Annotated in this window: 22 protein-coding genes and 3 tRNA genes; 13 read left to right on the plus strand and 12 right to left on the minus strand. The window is 33.1% G+C overall.

The features are described 5' to 3' along the window. Positions 1-62: 62 nt before the first annotated feature. The 8 genes from AC0J6S_RS09020 to AC0J6S_RS09055 all read left to right on the plus strand — a co-directional run bounded on the left by AC0J6S_RS09020 (position 63) and on the right by AC0J6S_RS09055 (position 7,523). The gene (locus AC0J6S_RS09020) at positions 63-566 is read left to right on the plus strand and encodes a DUF4252 domain-containing protein (RefSeq protein WP_474956348.1); all 504 of its coding nucleotides are present in this window, start codon (positions 63-65) and stop codon (positions 564-566) included. Position 567: 1 nt separating this feature from the next. Further along, complete coding sequence (locus AC0J6S_RS09025; RefSeq protein ID WP_474953511.1) at positions 568-1,104, plus strand: DUF4252 domain-containing protein; 537 nt, start codon at positions 568-570, stop codon at positions 1,102-1,104. A gap of 821 nt (positions 1,105-1,925) precedes the next feature. Then, a complete protein-coding gene (locus AC0J6S_RS09030; protein WP_474953512.1) occupies positions 1,926-3,185 on the plus strand; it encodes a phage integrase SAM-like domain-containing protein in 1,260 nt (419 codons plus the stop codon). Positions 3,186-3,261: 76 nt separating this feature from the next. Beyond that, positions 3,262-4,071, plus strand: coding sequence for a hypothetical protein (locus tag AC0J6S_RS09035; protein ID WP_474953513.1), 810 nt, complete (start codon positions 3,262-3,264; stop codon positions 4,069-4,071). A gap of 108 nt (positions 4,072-4,179) precedes the next feature. Continuing rightward, positions 4,180-4,464: a helix-turn-helix domain-containing protein gene (locus AC0J6S_RS09040; protein WP_474953514.1), complete on the plus strand. Its 285-nt coding sequence runs from the start codon at positions 4,180-4,182 to the stop codon at positions 4,462-4,464. 5 nt (positions 4,465-4,469) lie between these two features. Then, on the plus strand, positions 4,470-4,769 hold the full coding sequence (locus AC0J6S_RS09045) for a hypothetical protein (protein ID WP_474953515.1): 300 nt from the start codon (positions 4,470-4,472) through the stop codon (positions 4,767-4,769). Continuing rightward, positions 4,759-6,303 (plus strand): DNA primase family protein, encoded by a 1,545-nt coding sequence (locus AC0J6S_RS09050; RefSeq protein WP_474953516.1) that lies wholly within the window; start codon positions 4,759-4,761, stop codon positions 6,301-6,303. The genes AC0J6S_RS09045 and AC0J6S_RS09050 overlap by 11 nt, the downstream gene beginning before the upstream one ends. A 128-nt stretch (positions 6,304-6,431) precedes the next feature. Then, positions 6,432-7,523: a DUF6371 domain-containing protein gene (locus AC0J6S_RS09055; protein WP_474953517.1), complete on the plus strand. Its 1,092-nt coding sequence runs from the start codon at positions 6,432-6,434 to the stop codon at positions 7,521-7,523. 15 nt (positions 7,524-7,538) lie between these two features. On the opposite strand, the gene AC0J6S_RS09060 is transcribed toward AC0J6S_RS09055, so the two are convergent. The 4 genes from AC0J6S_RS09060 to AC0J6S_RS09075 form a co-directional block, all read right to left on the minus strand. After that, positions 7,539-8,003, minus strand: a complete 465-nt coding sequence (locus tag AC0J6S_RS09060; protein WP_474953518.1) for a hypothetical protein — start codon at positions 8,001-8,003, stop codon at positions 7,539-7,541. A gap of 434 nt (positions 8,004-8,437) precedes the next feature. Continuing rightward, positions 8,438-8,520 (minus strand) — tRNA-Leu (locus AC0J6S_RS09065). Positions 8,521-8,562: 42 nt separating this feature from the next. Continuing rightward, positions 8,563-8,635: transfer RNA gene (locus AC0J6S_RS09070), tRNA-Lys, on the minus strand. A 39-nt stretch (positions 8,636-8,674) separates the two neighbouring features. Further along, positions 8,675-8,747, minus strand: a tRNA-Lys gene (locus AC0J6S_RS09075). Between the two features lie 126 nt (positions 8,748-8,873). Between AC0J6S_RS09075 and AC0J6S_RS09080 the strand changes: the two genes are divergently transcribed. Beyond that, the gene (locus tag AC0J6S_RS09080; protein ID WP_474953519.1) at positions 8,874-9,392 is read left to right on the plus strand and encodes a shikimate kinase; all 519 of its coding nucleotides are present in this window, start codon (positions 8,874-8,876) and stop codon (positions 9,390-9,392) included. Here AC0J6S_RS09080 and AC0J6S_RS09085 read toward each other — a convergent pair. Both AC0J6S_RS09085 and AC0J6S_RS09090 read right to left on the minus strand, forming a co-directional pair. Next, positions 9,384-9,884: a phosphoribosyltransferase family protein gene (locus tag AC0J6S_RS09085; protein ID WP_474953520.1), complete on the minus strand. Its 501-nt coding sequence runs from the start codon at positions 9,882-9,884 to the stop codon at positions 9,384-9,386. The two genes, AC0J6S_RS09080 and AC0J6S_RS09085, sit on opposite strands and share 9 nt — an antisense overlap. A gap of 169 nt (positions 9,885-10,053) precedes the next feature. Beyond that, complete coding sequence (locus AC0J6S_RS09090; RefSeq protein ID WP_165152824.1) at positions 10,054-10,455, minus strand: RNA-binding S4 domain-containing protein; 402 nt, start codon at positions 10,453-10,455, stop codon at positions 10,054-10,056. Between the two features lie 79 nt (positions 10,456-10,534). Here AC0J6S_RS09090 and AC0J6S_RS09095 point away from each other — a divergent pair, with 79 nt between their 5' ends. After that, positions 10,535-11,536: an FKBP-type peptidyl-prolyl cis-trans isomerase gene (locus tag AC0J6S_RS09095; protein WP_474953521.1), complete on the plus strand. Its 1,002-nt coding sequence runs from the start codon at positions 10,535-10,537 to the stop codon at positions 11,534-11,536. A 67-nt stretch (positions 11,537-11,603) separates the two neighbouring features. Here AC0J6S_RS09095 and AC0J6S_RS09100 read toward each other — a convergent pair whose 3' ends face one another. Next, positions 11,604-12,557 (minus strand): transketolase family protein, encoded by a 954-nt coding sequence (locus AC0J6S_RS09100; RefSeq protein WP_113666293.1) that lies wholly within the window; start codon positions 12,555-12,557, stop codon positions 11,604-11,606. Between the two features lie 75 nt (positions 12,558-12,632). After that, positions 12,633-13,484 carry a transketolase gene (locus tag AC0J6S_RS09105; RefSeq protein ID WP_474953522.1) on the minus strand — a complete coding sequence of 284 codons (852 nt, stop codon included), beginning with the start codon at positions 13,482-13,484 and terminating at the stop codon, positions 12,633-12,635. A 150-nt stretch (positions 13,485-13,634) separates the two neighbouring features. Here AC0J6S_RS09105 and AC0J6S_RS09110 point away from each other — a divergent pair, with 150 nt between their 5' ends. The 3 genes from AC0J6S_RS09110 (at position 13,635) to AC0J6S_RS09120 (ending at position 15,931) form a co-directional block, all read left to right on the plus strand. Then, positions 13,635-14,216, plus strand: a complete 582-nt coding sequence (locus AC0J6S_RS09110) for a Crp/Fnr family transcriptional regulator (RefSeq protein ID WP_474953523.1) — start codon at positions 13,635-13,637, stop codon at positions 14,214-14,216. A gap of 92 nt (positions 14,217-14,308) precedes the next feature. After that, positions 14,309-14,809 carry a hypothetical protein gene (locus AC0J6S_RS09115; RefSeq protein WP_474953524.1) on the plus strand — a complete coding sequence of 167 codons (501 nt, stop codon included), beginning with the start codon at positions 14,309-14,311 and terminating at the stop codon, positions 14,807-14,809. A gap of 27 nt (positions 14,810-14,836) precedes the next feature. After that, complete coding sequence (locus AC0J6S_RS09120) at positions 14,837-15,931, plus strand: alkene reductase (RefSeq protein ID WP_474953525.1); 1,095 nt, start codon at positions 14,837-14,839, stop codon at positions 15,929-15,931. Positions 15,932-16,063: 132 nt separating this feature from the next. Here AC0J6S_RS09120 and AC0J6S_RS09125 read toward each other — a convergent pair whose 3' ends face one another. The 4 genes from AC0J6S_RS09125 to uraH form a co-directional block, all read right to left on the minus strand. Further along, positions 16,064-16,639 carry a YciE/YciF ferroxidase family protein gene (locus AC0J6S_RS09125; protein ID WP_474953526.1) on the minus strand — a complete coding sequence of 192 codons (576 nt, stop codon included), beginning with the start codon at positions 16,637-16,639 and terminating at the stop codon, positions 16,064-16,066. Between the two features lie 174 nt (positions 16,640-16,813). Next, on the minus strand, positions 16,814-17,134 hold the full coding sequence (locus AC0J6S_RS09130; protein WP_474953527.1) for a rhodanese-like domain-containing protein: 321 nt from the start codon (positions 17,132-17,134) through the stop codon (positions 16,814-16,816). Between the two features lies 1 nt (position 17,135). Next, positions 17,136-17,420: a rhodanese-like domain-containing protein gene (locus AC0J6S_RS09135; RefSeq protein ID WP_474953528.1), complete on the minus strand. Its 285-nt coding sequence runs from the start codon at positions 17,418-17,420 to the stop codon at positions 17,136-17,138. Positions 17,421-17,581: 161 nt separating this feature from the next. Continuing rightward, positions 17,582-17,989: a hydroxyisourate hydrolase gene (uraH, locus tag AC0J6S_RS09140; RefSeq protein WP_474953529.1), complete on the minus strand. Its 408-nt coding sequence runs from the start codon at positions 17,987-17,989 to the stop codon at positions 17,582-17,584. Positions 17,990-17,991 lie beyond the last annotated feature (2 nt).

The raw sequence follows: 17,991 nt of genomic DNA on the forward strand, positions 1-17,991 counted from the left end.
CAGCAAATCAGATTAAAAAGAACTCACGTTTAAGTACAGCTAAAAAGTTTTTAATCACCGTAATGTTACTTTTTATTGCAAGTCCAATTTTTGCGCAAGCAGCTTTCGATAAATTCGACGGACAAGATGATGTAACCTCGATTATTGTCAACAAAAAAATGTTTGACTTGATGAGTAAAGTAAAAGTTGACGCTTCGGATAAAGAAACCCAACAATACTTAGCCTTAATAAAAAAGCTCGATAATTTAAAAGTATTCACTACCAAAAGCACTCGGGTAGAAGGGGAAATGAAGGCTACTGCTGAGAAGTATATAAAAACAGCCGGGCTAGAAGAGTTGATGCGCGTGAATGAAAATGGCAGAAACATTAAAATTTTGGTAAAATCTGGTGCAACAGATTCTCAAATAAGAGAATTACTGATGTTTATTGAAGGTGCTAAAAATGATGATACGGTTCTAATGTCTTTGACAGGTAATTTCGATTTGAATGAAATTTCGATTCTTACCGATAAGATGAGAATTCCAGGAGGCGACGACTTGAAGAAAGCAACTAAAGGTAAAAAGTAAGATGAGAATAGGATATGGAATTTTACTGCTGTTTAGTTTGTTCCTGATCAGCTGCAATTCGGAGCCGACTTTGCAAAAGTATTTTGTAGAAAATACAGAGAACAAAAATTTTATTGCGCTCGATGTTTCTCCCAGTATTTTGAATGTGGATAAAACAAAATTATCTGTCGCTCAAAATGATGCTTTAAAATCTTTTGACAAAATGAATGTTTTAGCTTTCAAATTGAATGATAAAAATAAAGCGGAGTTCGAAACAGAGCGCGCTAAAGTTGATTTGATTTTGAAGGACAAAAAATACCAGCAATTGATGAAATTTGGCTCTGGAAAGGAAGGTGCCTCTGTAAGTTTTGTTGGTAGCGATGAACACATCGAGGAATTTGTTTTTTATGCCAATAAAAAAGAAAATGGTTTTGCAGTAGTCCGAATTTTGGGTAAAGATATGAACCCAACCAGCGTGCTGACTATGATGAATGTATTACAGCAATCTAATATTGATTTGGAACAACTGAAACCGTTGCAGCAATTAATGAGTAAGTAAATTAGTTAGTCTAATAAGGTGAAGCGTCTTGATTAAGTTCAAGACGCTTTTTTTTTGTTACGTTCAAATTTTTTTTTGAAATTAATTACAAAACATTTTTTTGTTTTTAACTGCATTTTGATTTCCCAACTGAATTGCTTTTGTAAAATCGGTGCATGCGTTCTTCTTATTTTGTGCATGAAATTATATGTTTAACCAAAAAGTGCAATTGTAACTTGAATCCAGCTTAAAAATAATTCGCTTTTTATAAATAAATCACTAAAAGTGGGTATTGTCAGAGCTTTTTATTTCCTGTAGTTTTGCGTTAGATTTATATGATATTTCTTATCAGAATAATCAAATCAGAAAATGAAAAAAACAGTACAAGCAAAACGTGATCATGAAACTATTGTAAAAAAACACAATACATTACATTTATACATTGGCACTTTCTTCTTGTTTATAGGAAGCTTATCTGTGGGAATTTTGATGGTTATGTTTTTTTTAAATACTCTAGGATTTTTTTTTCAAAACTAAGCGGATAGATTCTTCTTAATTCTATAAAGTAATTTTTTTGTTAAATAAAAATGCTTCTGAAAAATCAAGTTTACTTGACGATTTCAGAAGCATTTTGTTTTGTGACCACGGTGGGAATACTTTTGCACAATCAATTAAAATCAGTTGCGTTTTTAATAATTGCAAAAATAGTAATAAATAAGGGGTTTAACAAGGTTTTTGTAAATTTGTTTATTGCAATAAAATGTAATTAATTGTGTTAAGTTGTATTTTAGAATACAGATTTATGTATTTTTGTATTCCTGATTTCAACTAAAAAATACACAATGGCAACAGTACATTTTTTATATCGCTCAACACGTGAAAAATCTTGTTTAGAAGTACGATTACAACACACCGAAAATACAATTAAATATCTTTGGAGTGCCAAAACTAAAATAGAGGTTTCAAAAGACTATTGGACTAAGCACCATAAAATTAATAGTAGAAATGTAGAAATTAGGAATCAACAGACTAAAGTAAAAGAACTTTGTTCTACAATTGAAAATCTTATTTTAGATAGCTTTAAAACCACTACACCCGAAGTAATTACAAAAGACTGGTTACAAACTAAAATTGATTTGCATTACAATCCAAAACTAAACGATGTACCCACCGAAATAATACCTAAAAACCTGATTGAATATTTTGATTATTACATTAAGTATAAAGAAAACTATCCAAGCGAGGTTTTAATTAGAAAATACAGGGTACTGCAAAAAAAACTAATGAGGTTTCAAACACATAGGAAAAAACCAATTTTAATAAAAGACGTAAACAAGCGGTTTAAACTTGAATTTTCAGATTATTGCGAAAGTCAACAATATAGTAGGATAACAATACAAAGAGATTTTGCCGAGGTTAAAACGATTTGCATTGATGCAAGAACCAAAGGAGTTGAAACAAGTTTGGAACTGGATAAATTGAGTTTTCCAAGATCGAAAGCAACTAATATATTTTTGACTTTTGAAGAGATTAAGGCGATTGAAAATATAGAGCAAAGCAAACTAACCGAAAGTTTAGAAAATACAAAAGACTGGTTAATAATTTCGTGCTATTGCGGGCAAAGGATTTCAGATTTTATGCGGTTTACTAAAGAAATGATACGAATTGAAAACGGCAAAAGTTTAATTGAATTTACTCAAAAGAAAACTGGTAAAATTATGACCGTGCCACTGCACCCGAAAATTATTGAAATACTGGAGAAAAGAAACGGTTCGTTTCCTTATGCTATTTCAGATCAAAAATATAATGATTATATCAAAACAGTTTGTGAGATTGCCGAGATAACACAAGTCATTAAAGGGAGTAAGAAAATTGAAACCGAACCCGAAAGCGGGATTTATAGAAAAGTATCAAAAGAGTACCGTAAATGCGATTTAGTGAGTAGTCATATTGGTAGACGTTCGTTTGCTTCAAACTTTTACGGAACAATACCAACAACTTATTTAATTTATGTTACTGGACATAGTACCGAGGTTATGTTTTTAAATTACATAGGCAAAAGCAACAAAGATTTAGCAATGGAATTAACCAATTATTTTTAAACACTAAAAATAAAGATTGTTTTATTGGTTACATAGTTTACATACTTTACATTTTACAGGCAAAACAAAAATTCAAATGAAAGATGAAATTACCGAGTTTTTCGGGAACTTAGAAAATATTACTGATTTTTCGATTAGTAAACAGATACGAAAACAAACTAATAATTTAGATCCAAATGAATTTTGTAAGTTGAGTTTAGAATATAAAAACTATTGTAGAAGTCGAGTATTTCACGAACAAATGTTACCCAAAAAAACTGATGAACTTTCCAAAGCATTAGAAGAAAACACAAAAAATTTCCCTGATTTTTTTTCAATTTTACCGGTAAAATATTATGCTTTTGAAAACGGTAAAATTCAACAAAAAGTTGGTTCTATAAACCCCAACCCTATATTTAACTTTAATTGTAAATATTTGTACTATGAATTTGAGAGTTTTCAAAATATTATGCACGAATTGTTTGAAATAATAAAATCAAAAGAAACAACTATTGACCCAACTCAACAAAAAGAAATTTCCAATACTGATGAGGTTATAAAAATCAAACTTAGCAAACCCAAAAAAGATTTTATAGATTTTTTTAATGTAGATATTAATATTTCGGTTGTTGAGAAAATCCAAAAAGAGTTTAAGGATTATGATAATAAAAAAATGGCATATCTTATTTATTTACTACACAAAGAATTTAACCTTATAAATTATAGTGTTAATAGCAGGGATTTGAGCAGAAAACACTTTGTAGAATCATTGATAGGAAAATCAATCAAAATGCAAGGTGTAAATAAGTGGTTTGAGGTAAACGATGTAAAATTAAAGATAAGTGATTACCATAAGGATAATGACTATATCACTATCAAAGAAAAACTTGAAAAAACAATCAAATAAATAGTTGTTTAGTTGTTACAAGTTGTTAGACAACTTTAGACAATTGTAAATCAATGGATTAGGTTTTTATTGTGTATGTTTTTGTTCCCGAACAATAAATATAAAACAATGCAAAATTCAATCTTACTTCAAAATTTAAGCCGTGAAGATTTAACGGACTTAATCGGAAATGTTTTTGAAACTAAATTCAAAGACTTTCAAACTACACAAAACACCCATACCGAAAATGAAGACCTGATGACCCGATCAGAGGTTTTGGAACTACTACAAATAAATGCGAGCACTTTATGGGCATGGACAAACAAAGGACGTATTACCGTCTATAAGTTTGCTAATAAGTGTTACTATAAGCGTTCGGAGTTAATGGCTACTATAACACCTTTAAAAAAATAGTAGTTATGACAAAACAAGCAATCACAAAAGAAAGACTTTTTGAACTGGTTAAAATGGGTTACAAAAGGCAAATTATAGATTTTTTGAATTTGTCCCCATTTTCAAAACAAATGATCGGAATTTTTTTATCAATAGAAGAACTTAAAATTTCAGAATTTTTCAATCAATATTTCAATGAATTAATAGAAGAAAAAAAGATTTTTGAGATAGGCGTTTTTTATTGTAACGTTTCTAAAACCGAACAACCATTTTACGGAACTGAAAAATTATTAATTCTTTTTAAAAGTTTTCAAAATGGAAAATAATTTAAAACAAGTAGTTTCAAACGACATTGAAAACCTTATAAACGGCTTAGAATCGAATCAAAAAACAACTGATGACATTTTACAGGAACTTATAAAAAGTATCGGGAAAATAGATTTTAAATTACTGGCTTTTCCTGATAGTGAAGACGTTCAAAAGAAAATCAAAGTTTTAGAATCAATTCTTTCAAAAAGCGGGGAGTTAACCGAAAAACAACAAGCGGAATTTAACACTTTAGACAGTAAACTAAAAAGTTCAAAACTTACAAAAAATCATTATTTGATACTTTGTATTGAACAACTTCTTAAAATTGCTATTGTGAACAAATGGGGTTTGTGCAAAAAGAACGGCTTTATTTATTTGTATAATGGTTGTTACTGGAATGAGATAGACAAAGAACGGCTTCAATTCTTTTTGGGTAATGTGGCTTTGCAAATGGGAGTTGAAAAATTCAAAGGAAAAATTCACACCTTTAAAGATGAGTTATTCAAACAGTTTTTAGCGGATGCTTATTTGCCTACACCTAAAAGTAAAACTAATAGTATATTGATCAATTTGCTTAACGGAACTTTTGAGATTACACCAACTAATAGAGGCTTAAGACCATTTGAACAAAAAGACTTTATTACACACCAATTGCCTTTTGAATTTGACCCCGAAGCAACCGCCCCACTATTTCAAAAATATTTAGATCAGGTTTTGCCCGATCCTGACAAACAAAAAGTTTTTGCGGAGTATTGCGGTTATATTTTCATTAAACCGAGTGTTTTAAAACTTGAAAAGATGCTTATTTTATATGGTACTGGAGCAAATGGCAAGAGTGTATTTTTTGAGATACTAAACGCCCTTTTGGGAAGTGAAAATATAAGCAACTATTCATTACAAAGTTTAACAGATGAAAAGGGTTACCATAGAGCAAAAATCGCTCATAAACTGGTAAATTATGCAAGTGAGATAAGTAGCAAGATGGATATAAATGTTTTTAAAGTATTGTCTTCAGGCGAAAAAATAGAAGCACGTTTGCCGTATGGAGATCCGTTTGAAATAGTTGGATACGCAAAGTTAATTTTCAATTGTAATGAATTACCAAAAGATGTGGAACACACAAACGCTTATTTCAGACGGTTTTTAATTATTGGCTTTGATGTTACTATTCCCGAAAGCCAACAAGATAAGCAGTTACCACAAAAAATAATCAAAAATGAATTATCGGGGGTTTTCAACTGGATTTTAAAAGGATTGGATAGGGTAATGGAGCAAAAGAACTTCAGTAAATGCGAAGCGATAGACAACGCCCGAAGTGATTATGAAAAGCAAAGTGATAGTGTTCAATTGTTTATTAATGAACAGGGTTTTAAAACCTCAACTACTGAATTTATTTTAATTTCTGTTATCTACCTACAATATAAAAGCTTTTGTTTTGATGACGGTTACAGACCAGTAGGAAAAATAAAATTTATTCAAAGATTAAAACATTATAAAATCTATGTAAACCGCATTATGATTGGTAATGTGGCTTATATTAGTAATCAATAACAAAAATAAAATGTTTTTGTTTTGGCTACATACTTTACATACTTTGCATTTTTAAGGATTGATTAAATGTAAACTATGTAAAGTATGCACCTAAAAAAACAATCTTTTTTTTTCTAAAAACGGATAATTTGGAAACTTTCAAATACACACTAAGCAAAAAAGGGAAGTTTATTTGTCCTAATTGCCAACAAAAAACCTTTGTCAAATACATTGATATTGAAACGAAAACCTATTTAACTGATGACTATGGTAAATGTGACAGGGAGCAAAACTGTAATTATCACAAAGCACCGCCCAAAGGTAAAAAGGCTTTTTGTGTTCCCTTTTTGTCATTGAAAAGTATTTCAGACAAAGCAATTAAATTAACCGATGTAAACGGCATAATTTCAATAATACCAAAATCACAAATACTGGAGCAAACAAAAAATGATTGTTGGATTTTAGAATGGTTTTTAAAAACCTCAACAATCAATTATTTGAGTAATGAAAGTAAATATTTCAATACTGATGAGGGTGGTTATATAAATGTAGTTACCACCAAAGAACCACCGCCCGAAGCCGTACCAAGTTTTCACAGTTTGGAATTAATAGACAAAATGTATCTCAAAGAGCCAAAAGATGACAATTTAACCGAGTTTCTAAAAACAAAATTTTCAACTGATGAGGTAAAAAAAGCAATGCAAAATTATTTTATTACAGGAACAAACCATTTTTGGGGAAATTCAACAATGTTTTGGCAAATTGACGACAAAGAGAAAATTCACGCCTGCAAGATTATGCAATACGATAGGCATACAGGCAAAAGAATAAAAAAACCTTACAATCATATCAATTGGCTACATAATGCAATCAAAGAGCCTGATTTTAATCTTTGCCAATGTTTATTTGGATTACACCGAGTTAATGAAGATTATCAAAAAACGATTGCTATTGTAGAAAGTGAAAAGACGGCAATAATCATGAGTATTTTTATTCCTGATTACATTTGGATTGCCACAGGGAGCAAACAAAATTTAAAATTGGATTTACTGAAACCTATCAAAAAAAGAAATATTGTTTTGTTTCCTGATAAAGGCGAATATTTCAACTGGCAAAATAAAGCCAACGAATTAAAGGAAATAGGTTTTAAAATTGCGGTTAGTGAGTTGATCGAAAAAACTGATTTTGAAAACGGGTTTGATTTAGCAGACTATTATTTTAGTAAAAAAGGCGAACCATAACGGAACGCCCTTTTTTTATTCAAACCATTTGACAACTTTTATAATATTTCCTAAAGTGTCTTGTTGTATTACTACTTCTTCCTTTATTACCCCACCAAAACCGTTTTTTGCTGTAAATATGCTTTTCACTGATAAAAAATCACCCGTATCGATATAAGTTGTAGTTATGTGTTCGTAGCTTTCGGAATCGTTTAAACTTTCTTTAATTTTTTTTTCTAATTCAATATTTGAACCATCCCAAGGATGAAATAATTTTTCAATATTTTGTTTATGAATTTCGGCTTTTGTAAGTTTTATTTCAGGCTCAGAATCACAAGCACATTTGAAAAATAAAAAGAGTAATAAGAATAAAATTATGGGAACAATAAATTTCATTTTTTTACCGTCTTCTTTTACTTTTTGTTCTACTCTTTTTTTCTTTTCCTCATCTGTCAAGTTGTTAAATTCATTGACTTTTTCTAATTTAGTTTGGTTTTTCATTTGATTGCTTATTGGTTAATAAACAAATTTATGAGTAAAAAAAGTACAAACATTACGGGAATCCTCATTTGACAATAATAAGCAATTCCAAAAAAAAAAAAGTTAGAAAAGTACGCATAAATATAGCCAAAATCTATCTCGTACCGCGTACCAAATAAATTTTATCTATTTAGATGTTTTGGGAGCTCTTCGCACCGTAGTTAGAAAAGTCCCACGGAGAACCTAAGGCAGTTTTGAAATTTTATACGACCACAGATATTAAGATAATGTAAAGTGTGTAAAGTATGCACTTGAAACAAAACATTTATTATTGTAGAAAATAGATTTTTTTAAGGAACTGAATAGTTAGAATACAGAAATAATACAGATTTAAAACTAAAAAATCCTAATCACTTATAAATTAAGTAGTTATGATTTATTTTTGTTCTAAAAAGTGACCACGGTGGGATTTGAACCCACACGCCCTTGCGAGCACCAGCCCCTCAAGCTGGCAAGTCTACCGTTTCTCCACGTGGCCTTAAAATAAAAAAGGTCAAGTAATAAATTACTCGACCTTTTGTGACCCGACTGGGGCTCGAACCCAGGACCCCATCATTAAAAGTGATGTGCTCTACCAACTGAGCTATCGAGTCAATGCTTTCAAGAAAATTATGTGTTGATCACTAAAATTGTGACCCGACTGGGGCTCGAACCCAGGACCCCATCATTAAAAGTGATGTGCTCTACCAACTGAGCTATCGAGTCATATTCTTTCCTTGAATGCGGGTGCAAATATAAGGACTTATTTTGGAGTTTTCCAAGCAATTTTATTATAAATTTGTCTTTTTTAAACAATAAATCTTAACGCCTTAGTTTATAAGGTTTTATTTCATGAGAAAAATTATATTATTAGGCTATATGGGATGCGGGAAGTCCACTATTGCAAATAAGTTGTCAAAAAATATCGGTATCCCTTTTGTAGATTTGGATGAAAAGATAGAAGAAAAGTTGAATTTATCCATAAATGCCATTTTTGAAAAGCATGGAGAAATTTACTTTAGAAAGGTAGAGCACGAAGTTTTTATCGAATTGTTGAATTCGCCGGAGCAATTAATTATAGGTTTGGGCGGAGGAACGCCTTGTTATGCCAATAATCATGAGCTGCTAAAAGCAGATAATGTTGTTTCCATTTATCTTAAAGCGTCAATTGAGACTTTATTTAAAAGATTATCTGCTAATAAAAGTAAAAGACCCCTAATCGCCAACAAAAGTGATGAGGAGATGAGAGAGTTTATTGCAATGCATCTCTTCGAAAGAAGTTTTTATTACAACCAAGCACAACATAAAGTTGTGGTCGATGATAAAACCATTGATCAGACCGTTCTGGATATTCTAACTCTTTTAGCTTAAATACGCATAACTGTCATTATTTTCATCAAAAACTACTTGAACGTGCTCCAATAATGACGTCGAAAGAGAAATTCCTTTGAAATCGGCTTTTACGGGGTACTTTTTGTGGTTTCTATCTACAAGTACGGCCGTTTTGAATTTTTTCAAAGGAACGTCTATGAAGTGTCTTACGGCATAGATTAATGTAGTGCCTGAATTTAATACGTCATCAACAAGAATCAAACCTTTATTGGTATACTGTTCTTTTGATAGGGAAGTGTGAATGGGAAGTTGTGGATTTTGTTTGTTGATTTGCACTTCGCAGAGTGAAACTTTAATAGGTGATATTGTTTCCAGAGCCAATGCTATTTTTTTTGCAAATGTAAAACCATTAGCAGCAATGCCCGCGATTACAATTTCTTCCTCATCTACAAAGGTTTCGTAGATTTGGTAGGCAATTCTTTTTATTTTATGTTCTATTTCCTGATTTGTTAAAATGATATTTTTGCTCATTGTTTAAAGGTTTTTTCCCCTCCCCAGCCCTCCCCGAAGGGGAGGGAGCCAGGTCTGGCAAAGGTTATTCGATGTTTTACTTAATTTTTATTTGTCAACACTTGTCTTCCCATCATACCTTCCGGGCGGAAACTGGGTTTTGCAAAGGCTATTAGATATTTCACTTAATTTACGAAGGCTCGTCTCCCTCTCCTTCGGGGAGGGTCGGGGAGGGGAGAAATTCGTCAATGTCTCTTCTGTCTTTTTTGGTTGGTCTCCCGGTTCCATTTTTTCGATAATGTTCTTTTGATAACTTTAAAAGTTCCAAATGCTGATACGCTTCAGCCGGAGTGTCGTTTCGTCTATAGATATCCACCAATTTTGCCCCTACACGATTTTCAGGAATGTCTAAAACCGTAATGATTTGGGTGATTTGGTCTTTTCTAAAAGTGATTTTATCAGTAGGAAAAACTTCCTTTGATGGTTTGGCAACCAAGCCGTTTACCGTGACATGATTCTTTTTACAGGCTTCGGTAACCATGTTTCGCGTTTTATAATACCGCATGCACCATAAATATTTATCTATTCTCATAAATTTTCTAAAATCGGAGTTAAATAGTTTACAAAAATCAATCAAAATTGTATCTTGCGCACTTAAAAAATTAGCTATAATGAACAAATTTAAGTATTATTTTATTCTATTAATTACAACTGTCTCTTTATTTTCATGCTCAAAGGATGATGCTGCGGAAATTACCCCGCCAAGAGATTATGCAGTGCAATATGCAACTGATTTAACAGATATTGAAGAGTATTTAAAAACATATCATATTACGGTTGTCAACCACGCTGGTTTTCAAGACGATCAGGATGTTGCTTTTACTAAGATTGCTGTAGGCGGAACAGAACCGTCCATTTATTCTTATTTGAATAGTGCTACTTTTCCAAAACTTTTGAGTAGAGATGTGAAATTTCACGATATTACCTATAAATTATATTACCTGATTTTAAGAGAAGGAACCGGAAAATCACCTTCTAATGTTGATGGTGTGTTGGCGGCATATAAAGGGGATTACCTTTCCCGACAAAAAGTTGCCGAAGTGGAAACGTTAACGGCTACTTTTTTTGAAGAATCAAAAAATCCACAACAGTTTTTTAATCTAACGACTACAATTAATGGTTGGGGAGAAACTTTTCCAGAATTTAAAACCGGAAACTATTCATCTAATGCTGATGGTACTGTTTCATATAATGATTTTGGAGCAGGAGTGATTTTTATCCCCTCTGGACTAGGATATTACAGCTTAGGAAGTAATAGTATTCCGGCATATGCGCCATTAATATTTAGTTTTAAATTGTATGAAATTAACAGACTTGACTCAGATGGTGATGGAATCATGAATTTTCAAGAAGATCTTGACGGAGATGGCTACGTTTATGATTACAGAAACAAGACAAACTACCCAACAACTCCCACAACAAATTTGGATGATACGGATGGCGATGGAATCCCGAACTTTTTAGATACGGATGATGATGGGGACGGCGTAAGTACCAGAACAGAAATCACAGGTACTAATGGTGTTTTAATCCCTTTTGAGTCTATCCCTAGCTGCGACGGTAATACTACTAATCCTGACAGAGTCAAAAGGCATTTAGTAAAATGTAATTAAAAAATACCGTTCAAAAAAAATCCAGTTCAAAAATGAACTGGATTTTTTTTGCTATTAAATGAATAGATTATTTTCTTTTCATTACTCTTTCAACTGCTTCAACAATTGCTTGGTTGTTCAATTTGTATTTATCCATTAATTGTTCTGGTGTTCCAGATTCTCCAAAGCTGTCATTCACTGCCACAAATTCTTGCGGTAAGGGACTGTTTAAGGCTAACACTCTTGAAACGCTTTCGCCAAGACCACCAAGAATATTGTGTTCTTCAGCAGTAACAATACATTTTGTTTTTTCTAATGATTTCAAAATAGCTTCTTCATCCAATGGTTTAATAGTATGAATATTGATTACCTCAGCCGAAATCCCTTGTGCTTCTAATGCTTCAGCTGCGATTAAAGCTTCCCAAACTAAATGTCCCGTAGCTACAATAGTTACATCGGAACCTTCGGTTAAAACAATTGCTTTTCCTATTTCGAAAGGTTCGTCAGCTGGCATAAAATTAGGCACAACCGGACGACCAAAACGCAAATAAACAGGACCATGATGATCTGCAATTGCTAATGTAGCCGCTTTTGTCTGGTTATAATCACACGTATTGATTACAGTCATTCCCGGTAACATTTTCATTAATCCTATGTCTTCAAGGATCTGGTGTGTTGCACCGTCTTCTCCTAAAGTTAATCCAGCGTGTGAAGCACAAATTTTTACATTTTTCTCAGAATATGCAACGGATTGTCGAATTTGATCGTACACTCTTCCTGTAGAAAAGTTAGCGAAAGTTCCAGTAAAAGGAATTTTTCCTCCAACGGTTAAACCTGCTGCAATTCCAATCATGTTCGCTTCCGCAATTCCAATTTGGAAAAAACGCTCCGGATGATTTTTCTTGAAATCGTCAAATTTTAAGGAACCTATTAAATCCGCACAAAGTGCCACAACATTTTCGTTTTTTTGACCTAATTCAGTCATTCCCGCTCCAAAACCTGAACGAGTATCTTTACTTCCTGTATTTGTATATTTTTTCATTTTCTTTAATTGAATGATTTAAAAATTGAATGATTAGGAAAACCCCTTAATTCATAATTTATAACTCATAATTATTTAATAGTCGCTTTCTCCTTCAGTATAATTTTGACCTAAAGCAATTTCAAGTTGCGTATCATTAGGCGCTTTACCGTGCCAAGCATGACTGTACATCATAAAATCTACACCATTGCCCATTTCAGTATGCAACAATACACAAACTGGTTTTCCTTTCCCAGTTCTTGATTTAGCATCATTCATACCAGCAATGATAGCTTCGATATCGTTTCCTCTTTCAATTTCTAAAACATCCCAATCAAAAGCTTCAAATTTAGCACGAATACTTCCCATGGCTAAAACTTCGTCAGTAGAACCATCAATTTGTTTTCCGTTTAAATCGATTGTAGCAATAAGATTATCTACTTTTTTTGCAGAAGCATACATGATGGCTTCCCAGTTTTGACCTTCTTGCAATTCACCATCACCGTGAAGCGTGTAAATAATATGATTGTCACCATTCAATTTTTTTGCTTGAGCAGCACCAATCCCTACAGATAATCCTTGTCCAAGAGAACCAGACGCAATACGCACACCTGGTAAACCGTCATGTGTAGTTGGGTGTCCTTGTAATCTTGAATTGATCAAACGGAAAGTAGCCAGTTCTGATACCGGAAAATAACCGCTTCTTGCTAAAACGCTGTAAAATACAGGTGAAATATGCCCGTTTGAAAGGAAGAAAAGATCTTCTCCAATTCCGTCCATATCAAAACCTTCTTTGCGTTCCATGATATTTTGGTATAAAACTACCAGAAATTCAGCACAACCTAAAGAACCACCTGGGTGACCTGAGTTGACTGCGTGTACCATTCGAAGAATATCTCTTCTGACTTGGATTGTTAAATCGTTTAATTGTTGTGTGTTCGGTTTCATTTGTGTGTTAAAATTAGACTGCGCAAATATAATCAGATAATTTGATTAATGTAAGGTTCCATTTTTAGATTTATTAATAGTTATTAAGGATTCAATTTTTTGGCACCAACACTATTTTTCACTTTTAACACTATTTAGTATCTTGCAACCATGTTTCAACAATTATTCAAAAGTATTCAGGAAAAAGTGGCACTAACCCCAGAAGAAATGGAGTTGTGTAAAACGTTTTTTATCCCAAAAAAGTTACGTAAAAAACAGATCCTGCTGCAGGAAGGAGACATTTGTATCTATAATGCATTTGTTGAAAAAGGTATTCTTCGCTCTTTTTCCATGGACGAAAAAGGAAATGAACACATCGTACAATTTGCGATTGAAGGCTGGTGGATTACAGATTTGTCTAGTTTTCTAACCAATAGTAACTCTATTTATACCATTGAAGCGCTTGAGGATTCTGAATTGCTACTGCTGACCACTGAAGCAAGAGAAGCATTGATGGATAAAATCCCCATGTTCGAAAGATACCAACGCTTGCTTTTGCAAAATGCCTACATCGCAAACCAAGCCAGAATAAATTCGGCTTTAACTGAAACCGCCGAAGAAAAATATACCAATTTGGGATTGGCTTATCCCGGAATTGTTCAACGTGTACCCCAACACATGATCGCTTCTTACCTTGGACTGAAACCGGAAACATTGAGTCGGGTTCGCAAACAAATTAATAATAGGAGTTAATTTTAATTGACATAGATCAATAGAATTTCTTGTTTTACATCAACAGAAATTATACCGATACCGCCCTAAATTTGCCAGGTAAATAAAAGTCGATGTCAAACAGAAGAACATTTGCAGTACTTGGTGTTTCAGAAACCAACAGTATTTTTTTAGCGAAGCAAATTGCCACAACCAATCCCGTTTTGCTGTTTGATCATGATTTGGTTGCACTGAATACCTTTTATTCCCAAATACTTTCAGAATATCCAAACGCAAATGCGGAGCTGATGATTTGTCCAACCAATGCAAGTTGGGAAGCTGACGTTATTATACTTTCAAATGCTGCTACAACTAATGTCAACCTGATTGAAAAAATCAGAAATGTGGCTACAGGCAAGATTGTACTTTTTTTGGAAAACAAGAAGAACACGATTACTATCGAAAATTCTGCTGAAAAATTGCAGGATTTGTTTCCTTTTTCGAAAGTTGTTCAGAGTTTCGAATCAGCGGATGATTCTAACGATTCCTTTTTTTTGAACGGAAACGATAAGGAAGCCGTAATGACTATTTTGACATTATTTACAAGTATTGGTTTGAAAGCCAGTACCATATAAACTAACAATAATTTAAAAAAAAATCAAATGAGCAAATCAATTTTATTCCAGCCTTATACATTAGGAAGCAGTAGTTTAAAAAACCGAATGGTGATGGCACCAATGACACGAAGCCGTTCTAATAATGAAGGAAATGTTGCTACAGCACTTACAGCAGAATATTATGCGCAAAGAGCAACAGCGGGTTTAATTGTTTCTGAGGGAACTTTTGTGAGTACAAAAGCAGTTGGTTTTATCAATGTACCCGGAATTTATAGTGCAGCCCAAACCGAAGGTTGGAAACTCGTTACAAAAGCAGTACACGAAAAAGGAGGAACTATATTTGCACAATTGTGGCACACAGGCCGATTGTCGCATCCAGATTTACATAACGGTGAATTGCCACACGCACCTTCAGCCTTAAATCCTTTTGCAAAAGCGTACACTAATGATGGTTTTGTAGATACAGTTATTCCAAAAGAAATGACCATTGAAGACATCAAACAAACCGTTTTAGATTTCAAAAACGGAGCCAAAAATGCAATTGCAGCTGGTTTTGACGGGATCGAATTGCACGCAGCCAACGGATATTTGTTGCAACAGTTTTTTAATGGGTATTCTAATTATCGTTCGGATGAATACGGTGGTTCTATGGAAAACAAATCCCGAATCCTATTTGAAATTCTAGATGCTTTAGAAGGAGTTATTGATTATGCTAAAGTTGGTGTTCGTTTGAATCCTTCGTTGCACAATGCGCAGGGAATGATGCTGGATGAACAGACAATTCCTACCTATGAGTACATGATCAATAAACTGAATGATTACGGTTTGGCTTATATCCATTTGACGGAGCCTTTCACTGATGTAAGTGAGGTGCCTTTTGCCGTTACTGAAGTAGCCAAACATTTCAGACCATTTTACAAAGGAACTTTAATCATAAATAAAAGTTTTAACAAAGAAACTGGTATCAAAGTTATCGAAGACGGTTACGCTGATCTTGTTGCTTACGGAGTTCCGTTTATTGCGAATCCAGATTTAGTGGCTCGTTATGAAACTGATGCGCCATTAAACACACCCGATCAAACTACCTTTTATACTGATACAGTGAAAGGATACATTGATTATCCAGCAATGGCTGAATAATTTAAATTTTTATTAGCTATAAAAACAGATTACATTTTATTCAAGTCAGATTATAATTCACAGAAAAGCCCGCAATTTGCGGGCTTTTCAAGTAGTAGGAAAAACAGTTTTAAGCTGTTTTTAGTATCAAAATTATGCTTTAATGTTTGTAATCGCATTTGCTTTGTGAGCTTGCTTATTGATGGTTGACATTGCAATTCCGGTTAATGTTGCATCTGTTTTTTTCTTTTCATCGAGTGTCATTGCAAGCAAATTGGCAGCTTTGTTTTCTCCTAATGTTTTAGCAAAGGCGTGCAAGGTACCATACGTTGCTATTTCGTAATGTTTCACTTTTTGTTCCGCAGCAATAATTCCTGCATCTCTTACTGCACCTATATCAGTTTCTTTAATTAGACCATCGGCTTCTTTTAGAATACCTTCCATAGCATCACATTTTTTTGCAGTTGGTTTCATACCATTCTCTTGAAAAATTTTCTCTAAGCGAGAAACATGTTCTTTCGATTCATTTAATTGGCTTTTTAATGAGTTTACTAATTCCGGTGAGGAAGCGTTTTTTACCATATTTGGTAACGTTTTTGTCAAAACTTTCTCAGACCAGTAAATGTCTTTCAATCCGCCTTCAAATAAGTCTCTTAATCCATGTGCGGCATTGCTTTTTGCTTGCATAGCACCTTTAACATCTTCTTTTTTACTAATTGCAGTTCTCATAATAGTAGTTTTTAAGATTAAATTGTATAGAAATAATAGATACTATTTTTTCTATCTAACTCATTCACTTAAATTTTTTAAGTGGAATAAAATTAATCAAATAATAATCTAATCAACTGTTAATTAACTAATTGTAAATACGAATAGTATTATTTACTGTTGCCAAAAATTCTTTTATCGTACTATTTTATTTTTAAGACTGCTCCATCCGCCACCATTGTACACTGCGGTATAGCCATTTGATTTTAAAATACTTTTTGCTGAAGCACTGCGCATTCCGGAGGCGCAACACGTAATAATAGGTTGGTTTTTATCTTGTAGTTTGAACAGATTATTGCGAAGTGTATCCACAGGAATATTAATGGAATCCTTAATATGGCCTGCTAAATATTCTGCTTTGCTGCGCACATCTATGACAATTGCCCCGTTCTCTATTAATTCCGGATAATTCACCTTGGCGCCAAGCCTAAATATTTTTTTGAGTATGTTTATCATGTTACACGATTTGGGATTGAAGGTAATTCACATCCAGCCAGGAACCGCCGTTATAACATTCCACACCGTGTGCGGTCAGAAAAACTTGTGCCTGACCACTTCTATTTCCAGAGGCGCAACAAAGTACTAATGGCGCTTTGAGTTCCTGAATTTCCTGCATTCTATGCGGAATTTCATTCAGCGGAATATTGATTGAACCGGCAACGTGACCGCCCATAAATTCGTCATAGGAACGCACATCTACAATGGTTCCCAGTTTCTCTTTGATAATTTTTGCTACTTCCATTTTTTTATTTTTTAACGATTATTCCCCTTTGGTGTAAAATCTAATACTACAAAATTACGACTACGTAAGTTATGAATCGTATTTATTTAACAACAAAATTCGGAAAGCATTTCGGGAATCGTTTTACTTTTTTTGGAACTTACAAAAATAATCAAGCGAAACTAATTGCCACGATACGTTGCATATCCATAACTGGAAAGCGTAATGGGAACGTGATAATGATTGGCATCTTTAATTTGGAAAACAACTTCAATAAATGGATAAAAACTATCTGTCTTTTTGCTTTTAAAATAGTCCGCGACCAAGAATCTAAGTTTATAAATTCCTTTTTTTATTTCTTTATAATTCAGAAAATCGATAATTCTACCATTTTTATCCGTTATTTTTTCATCCACATACGACCATATTTTTGTGGTTTCATCGTATTTTTCTAATACAACCGGGACGCCAATTGCAGCAGTTCCGCTGGAAATGTCTAAAATATGGCTGGACAATTGGTAAGTATTATTTTGAGAATAGCTTGCTGTTGCTACAGCCGTAAAAAGTAAACTAAATAGTAAATTTTTCATTT

Source organism: Flavobacterium sp. TS_SC_5, assembly GCF_056156265.1.